General features: G+C 68.6%; 12 protein-coding genes. 4 read left to right on the plus strand and 8 right to left on the minus strand.

The genetic code is table 11. From position 1 onward, the window contains the following. Positions 1-13 precede the first annotated feature (13 nt). Positions 14-982: an AraC family transcriptional regulator gene (locus KEG57_RS45910; protein WP_272427426.1), complete on the minus strand. Its 969-nt coding sequence runs from the start codon at positions 980-982 to the stop codon at positions 14-16. Positions 983-1,106: 124 nt separating this feature from the next. Between KEG57_RS45910 and KEG57_RS45915 the strand changes: the two genes are divergently transcribed. After that, positions 1,107-1,550, plus strand: a complete 444-nt coding sequence (locus KEG57_RS45915) for a nuclear transport factor 2 family protein (RefSeq protein ID WP_272459694.1) — start codon at positions 1,107-1,109, stop codon at positions 1,548-1,550. Beyond that, on the plus strand, positions 1,547-2,389 hold the full coding sequence (locus tag KEG57_RS45920) for an NmrA family NAD(P)-binding protein (protein ID WP_272427428.1): 843 nt from the start codon (positions 1,547-1,549) through the stop codon (positions 2,387-2,389). Before KEG57_RS45915 ends, KEG57_RS45920 begins: the two co-directional genes overlap by 4 nt. Positions 2,390-2,439: 50 nt before the next feature. Here KEG57_RS45920 and KEG57_RS45925 read toward each other — a convergent pair whose 3' ends face one another. Then, the gene (locus tag KEG57_RS45925) at positions 2,440-5,916 is read right to left on the minus strand and encodes a hypothetical protein (RefSeq protein WP_272427429.1); all 3,477 of its coding nucleotides are present in this window, start codon (positions 5,914-5,916) and stop codon (positions 2,440-2,442) included. An 86-nt stretch (positions 5,917-6,002) separates the two neighbouring features. Beyond that, a complete protein-coding gene (locus tag KEG57_RS45930) occupies positions 6,003-7,199 on the minus strand; it encodes a cytochrome P450 (RefSeq protein WP_272427430.1) in 1,197 nt (398 codons plus the stop codon). A gap of 136 nt (positions 7,200-7,335) precedes the next feature. On the opposite strand from KEG57_RS45930, the gene KEG57_RS45935 reads away from it, so the two are divergent. Both KEG57_RS45935 and KEG57_RS45940 read left to right on the plus strand, forming a co-directional pair. After that, positions 7,336-8,202, plus strand: a complete 867-nt coding sequence (locus tag KEG57_RS45935; RefSeq protein WP_272427431.1) for a hypothetical protein — start codon at positions 7,336-7,338, stop codon at positions 8,200-8,202. A 24-nt stretch (positions 8,203-8,226) separates the two neighbouring features. Further along, a complete protein-coding gene (locus KEG57_RS45940) occupies positions 8,227-9,030 on the plus strand; it encodes a hypothetical protein (protein ID WP_272427432.1) in 804 nt (267 codons plus the stop codon). 12 nt (positions 9,031-9,042) lie between these two features. Here KEG57_RS45940 and KEG57_RS45945 read toward each other — a convergent pair whose 3' ends face one another. The 5 genes from KEG57_RS45945 to KEG57_RS45965 form a co-directional block, all read right to left on the minus strand. Then, on the minus strand, positions 9,043-11,745 hold the full coding sequence (locus KEG57_RS45945) for a DUF2169 family type VI secretion system accessory protein (protein WP_272427434.1): 2,703 nt from the start codon (positions 11,743-11,745) through the stop codon (positions 9,043-9,045). Between the two features lie 23 nt (positions 11,746-11,768). Further along, a complete protein-coding gene (locus KEG57_RS45950) occupies positions 11,769-12,656 on the minus strand; it encodes a PAAR domain-containing protein (protein WP_272427435.1) in 888 nt (295 codons plus the stop codon). A 12-nt stretch (positions 12,657-12,668) separates the two neighbouring features. Further along, positions 12,669-15,140 (minus strand): type VI secretion system tip protein TssI/VgrG, encoded by a 2,472-nt coding sequence (gene tssI, locus KEG57_RS45955; protein WP_272427437.1) that lies wholly within the window; start codon positions 15,138-15,140, stop codon positions 12,669-12,671. 39 nt (positions 15,141-15,179) lie between these two features. Further along, the gene (locus tag KEG57_RS45960) at positions 15,180-16,115 is read right to left on the minus strand and encodes a LysM peptidoglycan-binding domain-containing M23 family metallopeptidase (RefSeq protein ID WP_272459695.1); all 936 of its coding nucleotides are present in this window, start codon (positions 16,113-16,115) and stop codon (positions 15,180-15,182) included. A gap of 175 nt (positions 16,116-16,290) precedes the next feature. Further along, positions 16,291-17,736 carry an aminotransferase-like domain-containing protein gene (locus tag KEG57_RS45965; protein ID WP_272427440.1) on the minus strand — a complete coding sequence of 482 codons (1,446 nt, stop codon included), beginning with the start codon at positions 17,734-17,736 and terminating at the stop codon, positions 16,291-16,293. Between the last annotated feature and the right edge of the window lie 154 nt (positions 17,737-17,890).

Here is a 17,890-nt window from a genome sequence, read left to right on the forward strand (position 1 = left end):
ACGTAAAGCCGACTTACGGCTCGGCGAACGCAGGCGCGGCGCTCTGCCCGGAGCCGAAGGAATCCGCCCCTGCGCGCCGTGCCGCGTGCGCGAGCCTGTGCTCCCGCGGGCCTTGGCCGTGGGCGCGCGTAAAAGCCCGCGTGAAGGCCGCTTCGCTATCATAGCCGACACGCGCCGCGATCACCTTGATGGGCAGCGTCGTTCCCGCGAGCAGCGCGGCCGCGCGGTCGAGGCGCAGGCGACGCACGTAGCTACCGAGCGGCTCGCCGAGCAGGGCGGTGGCGCGTGCCGCGAATGCCGAGCGCGAGAGGCCGACGCGCCGCGCGAGCTCCCCGAGCTCCCAGTTCTCCTCGGGCGCGGCCCGCACCTCGGCGAGCGCGGCCGCGATGGGCTCGTCCTGCAGCGCCTCTCGGCCGGGAAGCGGCGAGGCCAGCGTGCGGAGCGCGCAAGCAAAGAGCGTGTGCCCGAATGCCTCCACGATCCCGTCGCGCAGCGGCGGCGAGAGATCAGGCGCCTCGGCGAGCAAATGCAAGGTCTCGCCGAGCCACCGGGACAAACCCGGATTCGAGCCCTGGAGGTGCACGAGCGAGGGCAGGAGCGAGATCCACGGCGCGCCCGCGGCGTCGAAGCGCAGATCCACGACGACGAGGCGCGTCTCGGGCGGCGCCTCGGTGCGTATCGAGGTCGGGCCCGTGGGCCGGAGGGCCTTGCAATAAACGTCGGAGAAGCCGCAGAGCGAGGTCGTGGGTTTGTCGCGGATCGAATGCGCGTCGCCGCGGGGCAGGAAGACGATCTCGCCCTCGCGGAGCGCGAGCCGCTGGTCCTTCTGGCCGACCCAGCCACCCCCGCGCAGCGCCGCGTAGACGCGAGCCTTGCCTTGCGAGGGGAGCTGTTTTCCCCATCGATCGCCGAGATCGGCCTGCTGCACCTCGGTTCCTTGCAGGCGGAGCGTCCGTGCCAGCTCGTCGAAGGCTGCCGACATGCCCGGGAGTCTAGCGTGGCGGGCGCTTGACGTCACGTGTGGACGCGCGGGCGTGTGATCCGGACGCGCGGCAAAGCCCTCTGCCGTTACCTTCTGGGCATCCCTCGAACGGAGGAGGTATCCCATGACGAGCACAGGACATCGTGACGCTGCGCAGGCCCTCGACGAGCACCTCGCGCTCATTTCCCAGGACATCCAGCGCTGGATCGAGCTCTTCGCGGACGACGCCGTGGTCGAGTTCCCTTACGCCCCGCCCGGGCTGCCGGCGCGCCTCGAAGGCAAGGCGGCGATCGACGCGTATTTCCGCCCCACGCCGCAGACGTTCGTCGGGCTCACGTTCAGCAACCTGCGCCGGTATGTCACGACGGACCCCGACGTGGCGCTGGCCGAGGTGCACGGCACGGCGTTCATCCCCACCACCGGCAAGCGGTGCGAGCAGGACTACATCATGGTGCTGCGGACGAAGGCGGGGAAGATCGTTCATTATCGCGAATACTGGAACGTCGGGCTCGCGCTCGAATCGTTTGGCGGGACAGACGAGGCGCGCAAGGCGGTGGGTACGCCATGAGCGGCCATATCTTGATCACAGGCGGGACCGGCAACACCGGTCGTCGGATTGCCGCGCGCCTCGGCGAGCTCGGTGTGTCCGCGCGCGTGGCGAGCCGCGCGGCCAGCGGCAGCGATCACGTGGTGTTCGATTGGGCCGACCCCTCGACACACGCGCCCGCGCTTTCGGGCGTGGATCGGGTGTATCTGATCGCGCCGGGGATGGTCGAGGATCCTTCCACGCTGATGCTGCCGTTTCTCGAGCGTGCCCTCGCGAGCGGGGTCGGGCGGTTTGTCCTGCTGAGCTCGTCTGCCATTCCCGAGGGCGCACCGGGCCTCGGCACCGTGGATCGATTTCTGCGCGAGCGCGCGCCGGGCTTTGCGATCTTGAAGCCCTCGTGGTTCATGCAGAACTTCGTCGAGCCGCGGCACCCGCACGCCGCGAGCCTGATCGGCGAGGGAAAGGTGGTCACCTCGACGGGCGCGGGGCGGGTCGGATTCGTGGACGCGGACGATATCGCGGAGGTCGCCGTGCGCGCGCTCGTCGACGAGACGTCACATGATACGGCGCACGTGATCACCGGGCCGGAGGCGCTTACGTATGCGGAGGTGGCGGCGATCCTGGAGCGCGTCACCGGCAGGCCGATGCGGCACGAGCACGTGGACGACGACGAGGCCCGGCGCCGCCTCACGGCCGCGGGCATGCCGGAGCCGTATGCCGCGCTGCTGGTCGGGCTCGACATTGCAATCCGGGACGGCGCGGAAGATCGCGTCACGGATACGGTCCTCCGCGTCACCGGGCGCGCGCCGCGTTCGTTCGAGGCGTTTGCCCGGGCGCATGCGCGGGTCTTTCGGGGGTGAGCCACCAGGGCGGGCGTTCGCGCCCGACCGCCGCGCCGGCGTCCGGCGCCTCACTTTCGCCGCCGCGCGCCGGCCCGACGTCCCGCCGCGCTGAGCCATACGATGATCGCGCCGGCGAGCGGAGCGAGCGGCGTCGGCCCCTGATCTGCCGTTTGGCAGGTGCAACCGCCGCCCACGGGGATGATACGAGGCTCGTCCTCCCCGCCGGCGCCCGTCGTTGCGGCCATACCACCGGCGCCAGCCATTCCGCCGCTGCCGGTTGCACCCCCACTGCCGCCTGCGCCGCCGGAGCCACCCATTCCGCCGGAGCCACCCATTCCGCCGGAGCCACCCATTCCGCCGGAGCCACCAGCACCTCCAGCGCCGCCCATTCCGCCGCTACCGCCCGCGCCGCCGCTGCCGCCCATTCCACCCGAGCCGCCCATGCCACCGGCACCGCCCATTCCCCCAACTCCGCCCGCGCCACCGCTGCCCGTGCTCCCCGTCCCGATCCCCTCGTTCAAGCAGATCCCGCTCACGCACTGGCCGCCGCTACATTGTGCGTCCGTCGTGCACGACGTGAAATCGATGATCCGCGCCTGAACCCGCGCGCTGCCGAACGGAGCTTCGAGGTGGAACGTCGAATACGTGACCAGCACCTTGCCGCCGTTCGTCGACGCGAGCGACGGGATGCCTTTTGGCATGTCGTCCGTGGTGATCGGCAAGCTCGTGATGACCGCGAGATTGCTGTCCAGCACGACGGCCGCTTCGTCGGTCAGTGTGGGGCCGCAAGCCCGGTAGGCGACGACGAACCGGTCGCCGTCTCTGATCGCGCCGCGTTCCTCCAGCCCGAGGTAGGCGCAGCCGGGATGGCTCGCGAGCTCGATCGGCGCCGCGTCCACGAGCGTGCCGGCCGGGCTCACCCGTACCCCGAGGAGCTTCTTTGCGTCGCTGTCGATCCAGAACACGACATGGTTCGTCCCGTCGAACACCGTCGACATACCGGCGACGCCGCCGGGGCCCGTGAGCGCGAGCGGCGATGGATCCACCGGCGCGCCCATCGAATCGACGCGCGCCGCGCGCAGGCCCGAATCATACCACACGACGAGGTGGTTCGTCCCGTCAAACGACGCGCTCACGACCGAGGATACCGCTCCCAGCGCGACGATACTGCCGGGGGAGACCTGTCCCCCGGTATCGATCGTCTGCGAGGCGAGCACGAGGTCCCCGATGCCATTGTCATACGTGGGGCCCACGAGGAGCGTCCGGCCCGCGCCGACGGAGAGCGCCACGCGCTGGGTCATCTCGTTGAACGTCGGCAGCGCGATCGAGGGGGAATCGATCACGACGCCCTGCGTATCCATTCGGTTCACGAGGATCGCGCAGTTGTCGAAATCATACCCATGGGTGCAGCTCGAAAAGCCGAGGAACGTGCTCGTCCCGTCGAACGCGGCGCTCGTGTACTCCACGTCGCCGACTCCATCCTCCACGAAGATCCCGTTCGGATCGAGGGAGACGCCTTCTGGGGTAACACGCGCTGTATAGAGGTTCGTGCCCTGTCCCAGCACGAAATCACGCGCGTCGGACCACGCGACGACGAAGTTCTGCCCGTCGAAGGCCGCCGACGGCGACCGCTGGTCGTTCGCGCCGCCCGAGACGAGGAGCGGCGACGCGTCGAGCGCCACGCCGGTCGGCGCGAACCGCCGCGCCTGGATCGAATAACCGCCGGGGTTGAAGCCATCGAAGTACGCGTTTTGCCACACGACGAGCGCCTGCGACCCGTTCGAGGCGCCTTGCCCGTACGCGCCGAGGTCCGTGTACGTCACGCCGCCCGGATCGAGCACCGCGCCCTGCGGGGACACGCGCGCGCGGCGCAGCGGATACGCGACGAAGTCGGTCACGTAATCGCACCACGTCACGACGGCGTTCGTCCCGTCCACCGTCACGTCGATCTCCGTCGCATCGTACACCGGCGCGCTGATGGTGATCCCCGCGGGATCCAGCACCGTTCCCTGCTGCGCGTCGAAGCGCGTGCCCATGATCGTCGTCGCATACGTGTCGTCGTCGTATTGCCCGTACGCGATGAAGTAATTTTGCCCGTTCCACACCGGCACCGGATCCCACGTGGAAAGGACCGGCGCGGGCGTCATGATCTCGATGCCCGCCACATCGACGAGCGCGCCCTGCGTATCCACGCGGTGCGCATACCCGACCCCGCCCGACTCGCGCAGGAGGAGCGCCCCCGCGCCGTTCGATGCGACGTCGAGCCGGTAGCTCGGGCTCACCGCGATCCCGCCCGGATCGAGGGCCTGCCCGGCCGGCGAGACGCGTCCGTATCGGCCCGTGCCATTGTCGACCCACGCCACGAGGTAATTCGCGCCGTCGTACGCGACCCGCGTCTTTTGCTGGATCTTCGTCGACGTCGAGAGCGTGATCGGCGCGCCCACGGGCTTGCCGTCCCCGTCGAGGCGCTGGCCGTAAATGCCCGTGTTATAGATCATGTTCGCGGCGCCCTTCTGGTATGTCAAGAAGAACCCGCTCCCGTCGCTCGCGAGCGCGGGCTTGATCGCGCCTGCGTCCCCCACGACGGGAAAACCCGTCGCGTCGAGCACGGTGCCGTCGGCGGCGATACGCGCCGCGTAGATGCGGTTGTCCCCGGTCGGATCGAGGTAACGATTCTCTTCCCAGGCGACGAGGTAATGGATGCCATTCCACGCGACCGCCGGCCGGAACCGCCGCCTCCCCGCGGGCAGGCCCGCGATCGGCGTATCGATCCCGAACTCCGGCGTGAGCCATGGATCCAGCACCGCCGGATACGCCGACGACGCGACCACGCGCTCGGGCACGCGCATCACGAGCCGCCCCTCCTCGACGCGCACCGGGGTTCGCGTCTTTTTCCCGGTCGCGTCGATCCATGTCGCCCGGCCAAACCGCACGCCGAGCCCCGTGGCCGCGTCCATGAAATGGTAACCGCCCGACGTCTCGCCGACGAACGGCTCGCCCCCCACGTCGAGCGTCACCAAAAGATCGCCCGCGCCTTCGGGCGCGTGCGCGAACGAATACGAGAGCTCGACGCCGCCGTCCCGATTCTCGAGGTGCTCTTCCACGTCCCCGCGCGAAACGACGAGGTGCCCATCCCTCTCCACGCGCCCCGCGCCCGCTCCGCGCCCGAGCGTGGTCCCGCCCCGCGTGATCCGCGCTTTTTTCAGCCGCAACGGCGCGCCCGCCCGCGGCGACGTGTTCGGCGACGCCGCCGGCGCGACCGGCACGATCTCGAACCCGTCCACCGTCGCCGCGATCTGGTGCGCCGACCCCGCGCCGAGAAAGCGTCCGTTCTCGGCTCGGAACCTCGCGCGGGACGCGCGAACGCTCGCGTCGAGGTCGAACGAGGGCGACATCTTCACGCCCGCTGTCTCGCGCCCGAGCGGACGGCTCTCGGCGGGCGTGGGGCTCGCGCCGCGCGAGCATCCGGCGAGTAGCGCAACGGAGAGGAGGAGGCTCGATCGCTCGGCGAGGAAACGGAGGCGCGAGAAAGTCCGGGGCATCATCCCATATCGATTACCACGAAGCGGACGGGGGCGGGAAGAGGCGTCACGCCCGTGTTTGAGCCCGGACTCGCGCAGTCGTCAAAGCCTCAGGCCGCGTGAAACACGATCGGGAGCGAGCCGGGGCCACGCACCAGAAGCGTGCGGTGCCAGGCCATCGGCTCGGGGCCGGGCGCGATGCGGCGTGCGCGATCGAAGAGCGCCTCCAGGGCGAGGCGCCCTTCCATGCGCGCGAGCTGCGCGCCGAGGCAGAAGTGCACGCCGTGGCCAAAGGGTAGGTTTTTCGGGCCGGGTCGCTCCAGATTGAATTGGTCGGGGTCCGGGAATTGCGATTCGTCGCGGTTCGCCGAGCCCGTCATAACGAGCAGCGGCGCGCCTTTGGGCAATTTCACGCCGCCGAGCTCCACCTCGGCGGTCGTCGTGCGTGGCACCGCGTGGAGCGGCGGCTCGTACCTGAGCACCTCGTCAATGAACGCGGGGATCCGCGAGCGATCCGCGCGGAGTTTCTCCCAGAGCTCCGGCCGTTCGAGGAGGACCACGAGCGAGGCGCCGAGCATGTTCACGGCGGTCTCGATGCCGCCCACGAGGAGCAGGGTCATGAATGCAATCAGCTCGTCCTGCGTGAGGGCCTCGCCGTCGACTTTGGCCGCGAGCAGGTCACTCACGAGATCCTCGGCGGGCGCGCGCCGGCGCTCCTCCAGGAGCTCGCCGAAATACCGCCGCAGGTCCGCCACCGCGCCCCGCGCGAGCTCTTTGCGATCGTGTTCGTCCGGACGCACCGTGGTCACGCCGCCGGTGATGAGGTCCGCCCATCGCTTGAGGCGCGCGTGCAGCGAGGGCGGGAGCCCCATCAAGTCGCCGATGACGAACGCCGGAATTCGCAAGGCATAGGGCGGCATGACGTCGACGGGCTCTCCGAGCGGCAACTCGGCGACCGCTTGCTCGGCAAACGCCCGCACACGCGGCTCCATCCGCGCCATGGCAAACGTGCCGAAGGCCCGCGAGATGAGGGCTCGCAGCCGCCCGTGCTGGGGCGGATCCATGGTGATCATCGAATCGGCGAACGGGTTTCCGCCGAGCCACGGCGGGTTCACCGCCAGGCCAAAGCCACGTGAGGAAAAGAGCTCGGGATTCTTGAGCACGAAGAGGACGTCCTCGTGCCGCGTGACGGCCCACATGCCGCCCGGATCCACTTGACACACGGGAGCGTTGCGGCGCATGTCCGCATAAACCGGATAAGGATCGTTCCTGAACTCCGGGGAGAACACGTTGTAACGAACGGTCATGAAGTCCTCCGAAGAAGCGGGGCCCATGATACCCGCGCCCGGGTGTTTTGGGTCGGCGAAAACGTGCGTTGCGAGGGCATGGGCGCGCGCCCACGTGGTTCGGAAGGGGAGCGGGGCGCTACGCGTTGGCGCGGCGATGATCGAGCCCCGCCGGACCGGAGATCCCACGAAGACGCTCATCGCGCTGGCCGCCGCGTTGGCCCTGACCACGTCCGCCTGCTCTCGCCCCGCGACACGAGCTGACGACGTCGCAGCCGCGCCCGAGCCCGTCGCGTCCGCGGAGGTGCCTGCGCCTTCCGAGGTCTCTTCGAGCGCCGTCGCGCCCCCGCCGAGCGCCTCCGCCGCTGCGGCAGCGCCGCCGTGCGCGGGCGTTCCGGCGCGCCCCGGCGTGGAGGCGCACGAGGGCAATATCTATTTCTGCGCGCAGGATGGAGCGGCGCGCAAGCTGACCGCGTCGGGGAAAGACGATTCGCCGGCGCTTTCTCCGGACGGCAAGCGCGTGGTCTTCGTGCGGGCCGAGGGGATTGCGTCGGTGGAAGCGGACGAGGCTCGGGTCACCGACAACCGCATCCTGCTGTTCGATCTTGCGTCGGGACAAACGCGCGAGATCGCGAAGAACGGCACGTGCCTGAGCTTGTGGTCGCCGGTCTTCGCGTTCGACGATTTCGTCTTGCTCGATGCGCGGGGGTACGAGATCCCGCGGTATACCTACACGAGCGTCTGCGGCGTCGACCTCCGGAAAAAAACGCCGGAGGTGAAAACCGTCGCGAGCGGGACTGATTGCGTGACGGCCATTCGCTCCGGGCCCCATCGAGGTCACCTCTACGCTGAGGGCTATCGCAGCCCCGGCCCCACGGAGTATTTCGCGATCGTCGACCGCTCCGGCCACATCGTCCGCGAGCTCGAAGCTTCGGCCATGACCGAAGATCCCCCCGAGGGCCCGGTCGCCCAGACCGGGGCTTTCTGTCGTCCGTCGCGGCGGCTCGATTTCCGGAAGAAGTGAGCCCGCCGTGATAGAGTGCGGACGATGCTCCGCCACCATCGCCTCCTTCTCGGTGCCGCGCTGTCCGCATTTTGTTTGAGCTGCAACGTCATCTCGCCACCGCCGCTCTTGCCGAACCTCGCGCGGATCGCGCCGAACGAGCCGGGCGACACGCGGATCATGCTCGTCGTGGGGCTCGGGGCGGGGATCTGGGTCGACGGAGGGGTCGGGGCCGAGCTCAGGGTCGAATCGCAAGTGAACGAGTGGGCGACGGTAGGCGGCGGACTCTCGGGCGCGCTCAATCTGGATCACGACGAGCCCGAGCCCGGATCGAGACGCGGAGCGCGGGATAACCATCCGCGCTGGCTTTATGGTCTGCGGACGTGGGGGCGGTTCAATCCCGGCGAGCTCGATTGGCTCGCGCTGAAGGCAGGCGCGGGGATCGCGGGCACGAACAAGGGGACGGTCGCGCTGACGCTCGATGGCGCCCCGCTGTTTGGCCATTCGTTCGAGGTCGGCGGCGAAGCGGGGAGCGCGCCCTGGCTCGTGAGCCCGTATGGCGGGCCCGTCGTGGCCCTGTCAGTGCCTTTGCGGCAGGGAGAAAACATCATGGACCAGCAGATCAACTTTGGGCTCGGGCCCGATATGCATACGACGAGCCATATGGAGCCCATCCCCTTCACCACGACGTTTTTCGTGGGTGCGCAAGGAGGGCTCGCCGTCGACGCGCCCGGCGCCCCGGCCTGGACAGGGGCGCTGGAGCTCCTCACGTTGCTCGGGATCTCCGATACCCATGCCGCGGTGCTTCTTGGCATTGCCACGGGGCAGGGCGTGCGTGTGCGCCCGTGAGCGGGCGAGCCTTCACCGCTTCGGCCGGCCCGCCACGGTGCGCGCGAGCGCGAGCACGCGGAGCGCGACGATCGGCGATTCGCTCTGATCCTGCTGCGGCAAGGCCTCGACGATGAGGCGGGCCGAGAACCTCGAAAAGAGCGGCAGCTTTTTCGAGAGCTCGATAGGCAGGTAGGTCGGGATACCCTTGTCCGCCATCGGGCCGTGGAGGAGCGCCCGGATCCATTCGGCGCCCGAGAGCTCGCGTTTCTGGTACTTGCGTTGCTCGAGCAAGACACGCCGTGAATGCACGTCGAGGTAATCGGGCGGGAGCATGCGGTTCGCCTTGGCCCACGCCTCGCGCACGCGGAGCGAGAAATTCGCCGCCACGTCGGCGGAGCTCCCGAGCGGCGTGCCGAGCGCCTCGTTCGCGAGATCGAGCGTCTCCTTGAGCTTCTTGTCGCCCACGGCGAGCGGCGCGGCGGCGCTCGACAGGACCTTGAGGACCTCGATTTCATCGAAAGGCAATTCGAGCTCCCCCGCGACGACGAGGAGCGGAGGTTCGAGCACGCCGTCGTCGTTGACCGCCGAGAAGAGCGCATTCTCCACGTCGAGCGTGGGGATTCCGCGCGTGAGGACCTTGGAGACGCGGGATTTGTCCTCCTTCGCTTTTTCTTCCGGGGTCTTTTCTTTCTTGCGCTCGGGCTTCTTGCGAGGTTTCGGCGGCGGAGCTTCCGGGTCCTCGTCGTTCCACGGGTCTTCGGAGGCTTCGTCCGCGGGCTCTTCGGGCACCGCGGGCGCCGTCGGCTCGAAGAGCGGCTTCCATGTTTCGTTTTCGGGGAGCCGCGGGGGAAGCTCGGGGGCGAACCACAGGAGATCGACGAGAAAACCCACGGGCGCAGGTGCCGCGGCGGGCGTCGTGACGGTTGGTTTGTCGCGCCGCTCCTTTTCGCGATCGTCCTCCGTGGGCGCCGTGGCGGCGGCATGGGAGGCCTCGGCCGCGCCGAGGAAGGCAGCCGTGGCGAGGACGCGTGGATCACTTTTCCCGGGGCGGGAACGATCCTTTTCGAATGGCGCGGGCGGTGCGGCGGGCGGCTCGGGGCGAGCCTTTTGCGCGGCGAGCACCGCCTCTTGCCCCACCGTGGTCCCGGATGGCCGCGTGACGGGCGGCGGCTGTATCGGGAGGGCGGGCGCGGGCGGCGCCGAATGCGGGACGACGACGCCCGGGAGCGACGGAACCTGCGGGCGTGGGGGCGCGGGCGCGAGGGGCGCCTGCAGCGGCGTCGGAATGGGCGGAGGCGGCGCGGCAATGGGCGGAGGCGGCGCCACGATGGGCGGCGGGGCCGGGGCTGCAGGTTCGGCCGGGCGCCGGAGCTGCGTCATGGGCGGCGGCGCGACGGGCATGGCCGGCGGCGGCGCGGCCATGGCGGGCGCAGGCGCAGGCACGGGCGCGGGCGGGTTTTTCTTCCCCGCGAGCCACGCGGGCATTGCATCGCGCGGGATGGTCCCGACAAACACGGCGGTGTCGTTGGCATCCTCTTCGGGCGGCGGCCGTGGGCGCGGCGGCGCCTGCGAGGGCGGCGGCTGCGGCGCGGCCGCGCCCGGCGCGAACGGCAAGGCAGGCGAGGCCGCAAAGGGCAGAGGATTGACGCCGAGGCCCCGGAGGCTGTCGGCTGTCGTCTGCGTGAGGTCGAGATCGTCGTCGTCCTCGTCGATCGCAGGCGTCGGTTCGTGCGCGGAGCGTGTCGGCTCGGGGAACCGCACGGACTCGCCGGGGTATTCGACGCCAATGAAGATGCGGCCCGGCTGATCGCGGCCGTCGAGCGGAATCTGGGCGCGGAACGTGAGGCTCGCGATCGCGCGGTTCGTGTCGATCCACAGGGTATCGGGGACGAGATCGGGCTCCCAGGGCGGCAGGCCCTCGATCTCCACGCGCATGTGCGGCTTGATTCCCGGCAGCCGCGTGGAGAATCGTTCGATCTCGGGGTGCATGTTTTCGAGCAAAATTGGCTCATCCGGCCGCAGCTCGGAGACGAGCTGATCCGATGGCGCGCTCTGGAAATACGAGCCGTCGAAATCCATCCCGAGCGGCGTCTCGGCCCACGTGCCATTCGCGAACGCCCCCACGAGCGCGCCGAGCTTGGCGCTGCGCACGAGCCATCGCGAAGCAATGGGCCCGAATCCGACGGTGGGGATCGGGCGGGGGACGTCCGCAGCCATCATCCCGGGGGGCTGCAGGTTTGGCAAGGTACGTCGCCCATATGCATCGACGACGGACGGGTCGATCCCGACGGGGTTCCACGACTCATCGCCGCCGGCGGCCCGCTCGTAGCGGAGAGGCATTTGCGTCCATTTTTGCGCCTCCGAGACGGCGCCGTCCCGCGCGACCGTGCGCGCGCCGAGGACCTCGATCGATTTGTCGACGTCGGCGACGACGAGCCGCGCGAAGAGCGATCGCAAAGGCTCACGGCGCGGCGCGAACGCGCTGCCGACGAGCAAGACCTCCGGCCGGGGTTTGTAGGGCGCGAGGTCGCTCGGGGCATAGACGCATTTGCCCGGATCGTCGTCCCAGTGGTTGTCGCGCTCGTTGACGCCCTCGGGCTCGGTCGCCACGATCGACGTGCCCGGCTTCAGCGCGTACGTCACCTTGCAGACGACCGTGAGCGACCATTGCCCCGGTTGCTCCTGCCACGTGACGGAGCTCGTGAGGAAAGGCGGGATGGTGATGATGTCCATGAAAAATGATTCCTGCCCGCCGCTCAGTCCCACTTCAGGCGCTTCGAAAAATACCGCGCCCGCGCCCATACGTCGCGCGAGTAATCGTCGCCGGCCGAGCCATCGTCGAGCTTGGCCCAGCTCGCCGCGTCCTTCGGCTGGGTCCGGACGTTGCCCGGGCCGAAGTTGTATCCAGCGATGGAGCCCGCGAGGAGCTGCTCCCGCGTCCAGTTCGGGTGCGCGGCCTTCACGGACTTGTACGTATCGCTCCAGATCTTCATGGCCTGCTCGGCGTGATCCATGCTGAAAGGACCACCTTTCGGTTTGTGGAACTCCTTGTCGACCTGGAACATCCCATACCCGTCTGGATCGTACTTGCCGTACCCGTCCGCGCGGAGGTGCCTGCCGAAGCCGGATTCGCGGCTCGCGAGGCCGAGCAGGAGCGCCGGGGGAATGCCGTATTTCGCGCCGAGCTTCTTCGCGAGCGGTACGAGCTTTTGCGCCCGCGCCCGGTCCATCGGCGCCTCCACGCTTGCCCGGGGCATCTTGCCAGGCTTCATCTTGAGCAGGACCTTGTTTTGCCGCTCGGCCCGGTTCGGGCGATCCTCGGCCTCCTCCGGCTTCTTCTTCGGCGTCTTTTTCCCGCCGGCATACAGGGCCATGCTGCCGGTCTTCACGACGCTGCCGCAGTCGAGGCAATCCCCGACGCGGACGACGGCCTTGCCATTGACGTAAATCTCGTCGGATCCCTCCTCCGCCACGCTGTCGTGGTGCGGGTGGTCGGGGCCGTCGTGCGGCTCCCAGAGGTCGCCGACACGGACGACGGCGTATCCGTCGAGGAAGACGTCGGGGCTACCCTCGAGGGCCTTGCGCGGCGGGCACCCGTCGTGGCCGCTGCATTCGTCGATGCCCTTGCGAGCTACCAGTGTCATCGACCCCTCCCGTCACCACTTCAGGTTCTTCGAATACCACTGCGCCTCGGCCCAGACGTCGCGCGAATAATCGTCGTGCGCGGTGCCGTTGTCGAGCTGCGCCCACGCCGCCGTGGACGAGGGGCGCGTTTGCGCGTTGCTCGGGCCCGAGTTGTAGGCGACGAGGCCGGCGGCGAGGTACTCCTCCTCGCTCCAGCCGGGGTGCTTGTCCTTGATCTGGCCAATGTATCCCTTGTAGATGTCCATCGCCTGATCGATGTGGTGCCAGTCCGAAGGGCCGCCTTTCGGCGTGTGATACCGCTTGTCGACCTGGAACAAACCAAAGCCCATTCCGTCGAACTTGCTGTAGCCGTTCGCGTCGAGGAACTCGCCGAACGCCGATTCGCGGTTCATCCAGGCGAGCGCGAGGGCCGGCGGGATGTCGTACCGTTCGCCGATCTTCTTCGCGAGCTCCTTGTAATGTTCGGCCTTCGCTTTGCGGGCCGCGGCGATCTGGTGGTACTTGCCCGCGGGGCCGGGGTTCATCTTGCCGAGCAGCTCGTTCTGCTTCGCGGCCTTCGATTTCCCGTGGTGCTCCTTGTCGTGGTCGCGCTTCGGGTGCTCTTTTTCTTTCTCGTGCTTGGGAGGCTCGTGCTCGCGTTTCGCGTGCTCGTGCTTCGTTTCGTGCGGATCGTGTTTCGCGTGCTTCTTTGGCCCGTGCCCGCCGAGCTTCTTCGGCTTGCGCCCCGCGGGCACCTCCACGGGTGGGTTGAGCTGGATCTTCGGACCGCCCTTGACGACGAGCTCTTTGCCGGCCTGGATGATGACGTTTCCCTTCGCCGAGAGAATGAGATCGCCCTCGACCGTGACGTGCCTATTACCCTTCGTCTCTTCGAGCTCGTCTTCCTGCACGACCTTGTGCAGGTCCTTCGTGGCTTCGACGTAAAAAAGCTCCCCGTCCGCCTTGTCGTCGAACGTGATCTCGTTGCCGCCGTTTTTCGAGCTCGATTTGAGCGTCGTGCGGGTCTTGTGCTCCGGGATCGAATAAGGCACCGGCGAGATCGTTCCGAACAGGCGGCCCACGACGACCGGTAGGTCCGGATCGCCATCGAGGAACGCGACGAGCACCTCCTGCCCGACGCGCGGCAGGGTGACCATGCCAAACCCGGGCCCCGCCCAGGCCTGGGAGACGCGCACCCAGCACGAGCCCTTCTCGTCGCCCTTCGCCTCGCGATCCCAGGGGAATTGCAGGCGCACGCGGCCATGCTCGTCGCAATGGATGTCCTCGCCCGGAGGCCCGACGACGACCGCGCTCTGGACGCCGTGGATGCGCGGCTTGCTCGCCTTGGAGAGCGGCTTGAACGCGCCGTCCTCGCCGCTCCGATGCGCGTCGCCGTGGCTCGTCGCGGTGAGCAGGGGCCGGTAGGGCTTCTCCGCCGAGATGGCCTCGCCGCCGGCGTGCCAGTCGTCGTCGACCTCGCCCGAGATGAACGACGAGAGGACGAGGAGCTTCTTGCCATTCTTGAGATCCCGGTGCGGATGTCCCTTCATCGAAAAGACGGTGCCAGGCCCGACGTCGGTCGCCGACGTGGAGAAGCTGATGCGGCTGGCCGCGCCGCGCATGGCCTCGACATGCCGCTGCGCTTTCTTCGTGGCCTCTTTTTCGTTGTGCCGGTAATTGCCCTCCGCGTCGCCGACCGGGGTGCTACCATCGCCGTCGCCGGCGACGTGGCTCGATCCGGGGAGGAAAAAATACTCTTCGAGCAAACTGTCCGGACCGTCGTCGTCCGCGCTGTGCGCGCCGGCGAGCGGGAACGTCGGGCGCCGGAAATCGAAATCACGCACCACCGCGCGCCCCGGCCGCACGTCGTGCCCGATGCTCACGTCCGTGATGTGTTCCGATTTCTCGGCCAGGCTCGAGGAGCGCACGAACGGCAGCGCCTTCTCGCGTGGCTCCGAGGTGGTCGGCGCGTCGGTGAGGATCATCTTCGTCTCCTTCTCGCCTTCTGGCGTGGTGAAGAAAAACGAGATGCCCGCGTCGACGAGGAGGCGCCGCACGAAATCGTGGTCCGTCTCGCCGTATTGCACCTTGAATTCGCGCTTCGGGTAATCGTCCTCGTCGATCCGGAATTCGAAGGGCAAATGCCACTCCTTCAGGACCTTTTTCACGATCTGCGGCACCGATGCGTGCTTGTAGACCCGGTGGTTGCGGCGGTGGGTGAGCAGCCAGAACGCGGGGACAATGCGGAGCGCGTACGTCGAGAGCCCGTCGGATTCGACCTCCGTCTGCGCGATCCTCGCGCAGACGCCCGTCCAGATGCGCGGGCCGCCGTGGCCCACGAGCCCGAACGACGCGGGGCGGCCGCTGATCTTTTTCAGGTCGACGTCGTCGTCGCCGAGCGCGATCACGTCGATCTGAAACGAAGCGCCGAGCGCCTCGTGCACAGCGAAGCTGCGGACGTCGAGATGTTCCCCGGATTCCAGTGAGATTTTCACGTTGCTCATGGCTTCATCGTTCTCCGCGAGGGTGTGTCCGAGGAGCGCTCACTTGAACGTCAATCGATAAAGTTTGTCGACGAGCTTCGTCGGGTTCTTGAGGGCGGGGTGCCTCCGATATGGGCCGCTCATCTGCGTGAGCGCCTGGCCGCGCGCCCGCTCGCCGAAGAGCTCGAAATGGATCATCGACATGCCGAGCGAGTCGAGCAGGCCGACGTACGCGATGTGCTCGCCGCACTTGACCTTTTGCCCGGCCCGGACGGGGACGCGCTTGCTGCTCGAAATCTCGCCATACCGGACGACGCCGACGCCCGGGTGGAAGACCTCGAGCGCGTTCGTCCCGTCATAGAAGAAATACGGGGGGCGGATGATGACGCCGTCGGCGATCGCGCGGATCTTCGAGCCAAACGGCGCATACAGGTCCACGCCACCGTGCTTGCGGCCGCCAGAGCGTGGGCATCCGAAGTACCGGGGACCGTCTTTCCAGCTCGCCGTGGGTTTTTTCCAGAGCGGGAAGATGAGTTTGCGCTCGGTCTTCGAATCCTTGTCGTCGTCCTTGTCGGCAGCGGGTTTCTTCGACGGCGGCTTTTTCGGCGGCGGTTTGGGCTGGCTCGGCTGCGGGGAGGCGCCGCCGGTGCCGCTCGACGCGCCGGAGAGCTTGATCTGCTGCCCGACGGAGATCTGATTTGGATTCGTGATCTGCGGGTTCGCCTTCAGGATCGCGCTGACCGTGGTGTCGTGTTTCTCGGCGATCGCGCCGAGTGTATCGCCCGACTTCACGGTGTACGAGCCCGGCGCTTTCGCCGACAGCGCCATCATCTTCTGCGCCTGCGCGGGCGCGGCGGGCGCCGGCGTCTCCGGTACGATCGCTCGCGCGGCGAACGCGACGGGCGCAGGCGGCGGCGCGCCGGCAACGGGGCCGGGAGGCGGGATGAAGATCGGAGGCGGCGGCCCGAGGTCGAAAGGCGTGTCGTCGTTCGACATGAGATCTCCGGCGCAAGCAAGGTCGTTGCCAACGGCGCGTCCTCGACAAATACGCGAAAGGACGTCGGCTGAAAATGGCGGGGAGGAGGCAGGGGTGGATCGACCCTGATCCATCCCTGGGGTTTGCGTTCCCCAGGACGGCTCGGCGCGCGGAATTGACGGGCGGGGCGGGGCTCTACCCCGCGCACTCCGCGCAGAGCTTGCCGAGCGTGCGAATCGCGTGATCGAAGAGCTCCGACCACGGGTGCCCGCACGAGAGGCGGATGTACCCCGAAAAGCGCTGCTTCGCCGAGAAGAGCGGACCCGGCGCGATGGAAATGCCCCGAGCGAGCGCACGTTCGAAGAGCAGGTGCGCGCTCGTGCCTGGTGGCAGCTCGACCCACAAGAGGAACCCGCCCGCCGGACGCGAAATGCGCGTCCCGGGCGGGAAGTATGCGGCCACGGCCTCGCTCACCCGCTCGACCTGCGCCGCGAGCTTGCGCCTGAGCGCGCGCAGGTGGTGGTCGTAGCCGCCATTATCGAGGAAATCCGCCACGGCCATCTGCGGCAGGGTCGCCGTGGCCACGCTCTGGGCGAACTTGAGCTGCTCGACCTCCTCTCGGAAGATGCCGGGCGCGGCCCAGCCGACGCGATACCCCGGCGCCAGCGTCTTCGAGAACGAGGAGCAGAGCATCACGAGCCCGCGTTTGTCGAAGGCCTTGGCCGGCCGCGGGCGCTCGTCGCCGAAATGCAGGTCGCCGTAGATGTCGTCCTCGATGAGCGGGATCTCCCGGCGCCCGAGCATTTCCACGAGCTCTTCCTTCGCCTCGTCCGGCATCAGGGAGCCGAGGGGGTTGTTGAAGTTCGGGATGGCCATGACGGCGCGAATGCGGTGGCGTCCCATCGCCTCGGCGAGCGCGGCGAGGTCCATGCCCGTACGGGGGTGCGAGGGGATCTCGATGACCCGCATGTTGAGGCTCGCGAGGAGCCGCAAGAGCCCGTAATACGCGGGGGATTCGACGGCCACCGTGTCGCCCGGCCGCGTGGCGGCGCGCAGGCAGAGGTGGAGCGCCTCGGCCGCGCCCACGGTGGTCACGATGTCGTCGGCCGAGAGCGCACAGCCCCATTCGATGGATCGACGCGCGATCTGCCGGCGTAGTGCGAGCAGGCCCGGCGGCAGGTCATACGAGACGCCCGCGCCGCCCGCGCTCCGGGCAATGAGGCTCGCGGACCGGTTGATGCGCTCGGTCGGCAGGAGGTCGGGATCGAGGAAGCCTGCGCCAAGCGGCACGATGCTGGGATCACGCCCGGCGCCGTAGAGCTTCGCGACCATGCTCTCGATGCTCGGGCGGCTCGTCGTCGTGCACGCGCGCGCCGCGCGTGGCTCGGGCGGGAGCGGGGCGCGGCGGGCCCGCACGTAATGCCCCGATTGCGGCCGCGCCTCGATGATCCCGCGATTCTCGAGCTCGAGGTACGCCTGCAGCACCGTCGCGATGCTGACGCTCTGCTGGCGCGCGAGCCTTCGCACCGAGGGGATCCGATCGCCGGGGCGGAGCGTACCCCGCTCGATCAGCTCCTCGATGTGCGCGGCGACGCGCTCGTAAAGAAGCCCCTGCTCCACGGCGACGGTTTCTTGCTGCACGGGGATGAAGGATACCGCGTGGAGGCCTCCCGTGCACCGGTACAGTTGCGGCAGGGGGCGACCGGTACAGTGCGGCTACGGGCCAACTGTACCGGTCGCACATGCCGAGCAACTGCATCTGTGCTGGGTACCTGTCCGAGGTCAAGCTCCAGGC

This window comes from Polyangium jinanense (assembly GCF_028435365.1).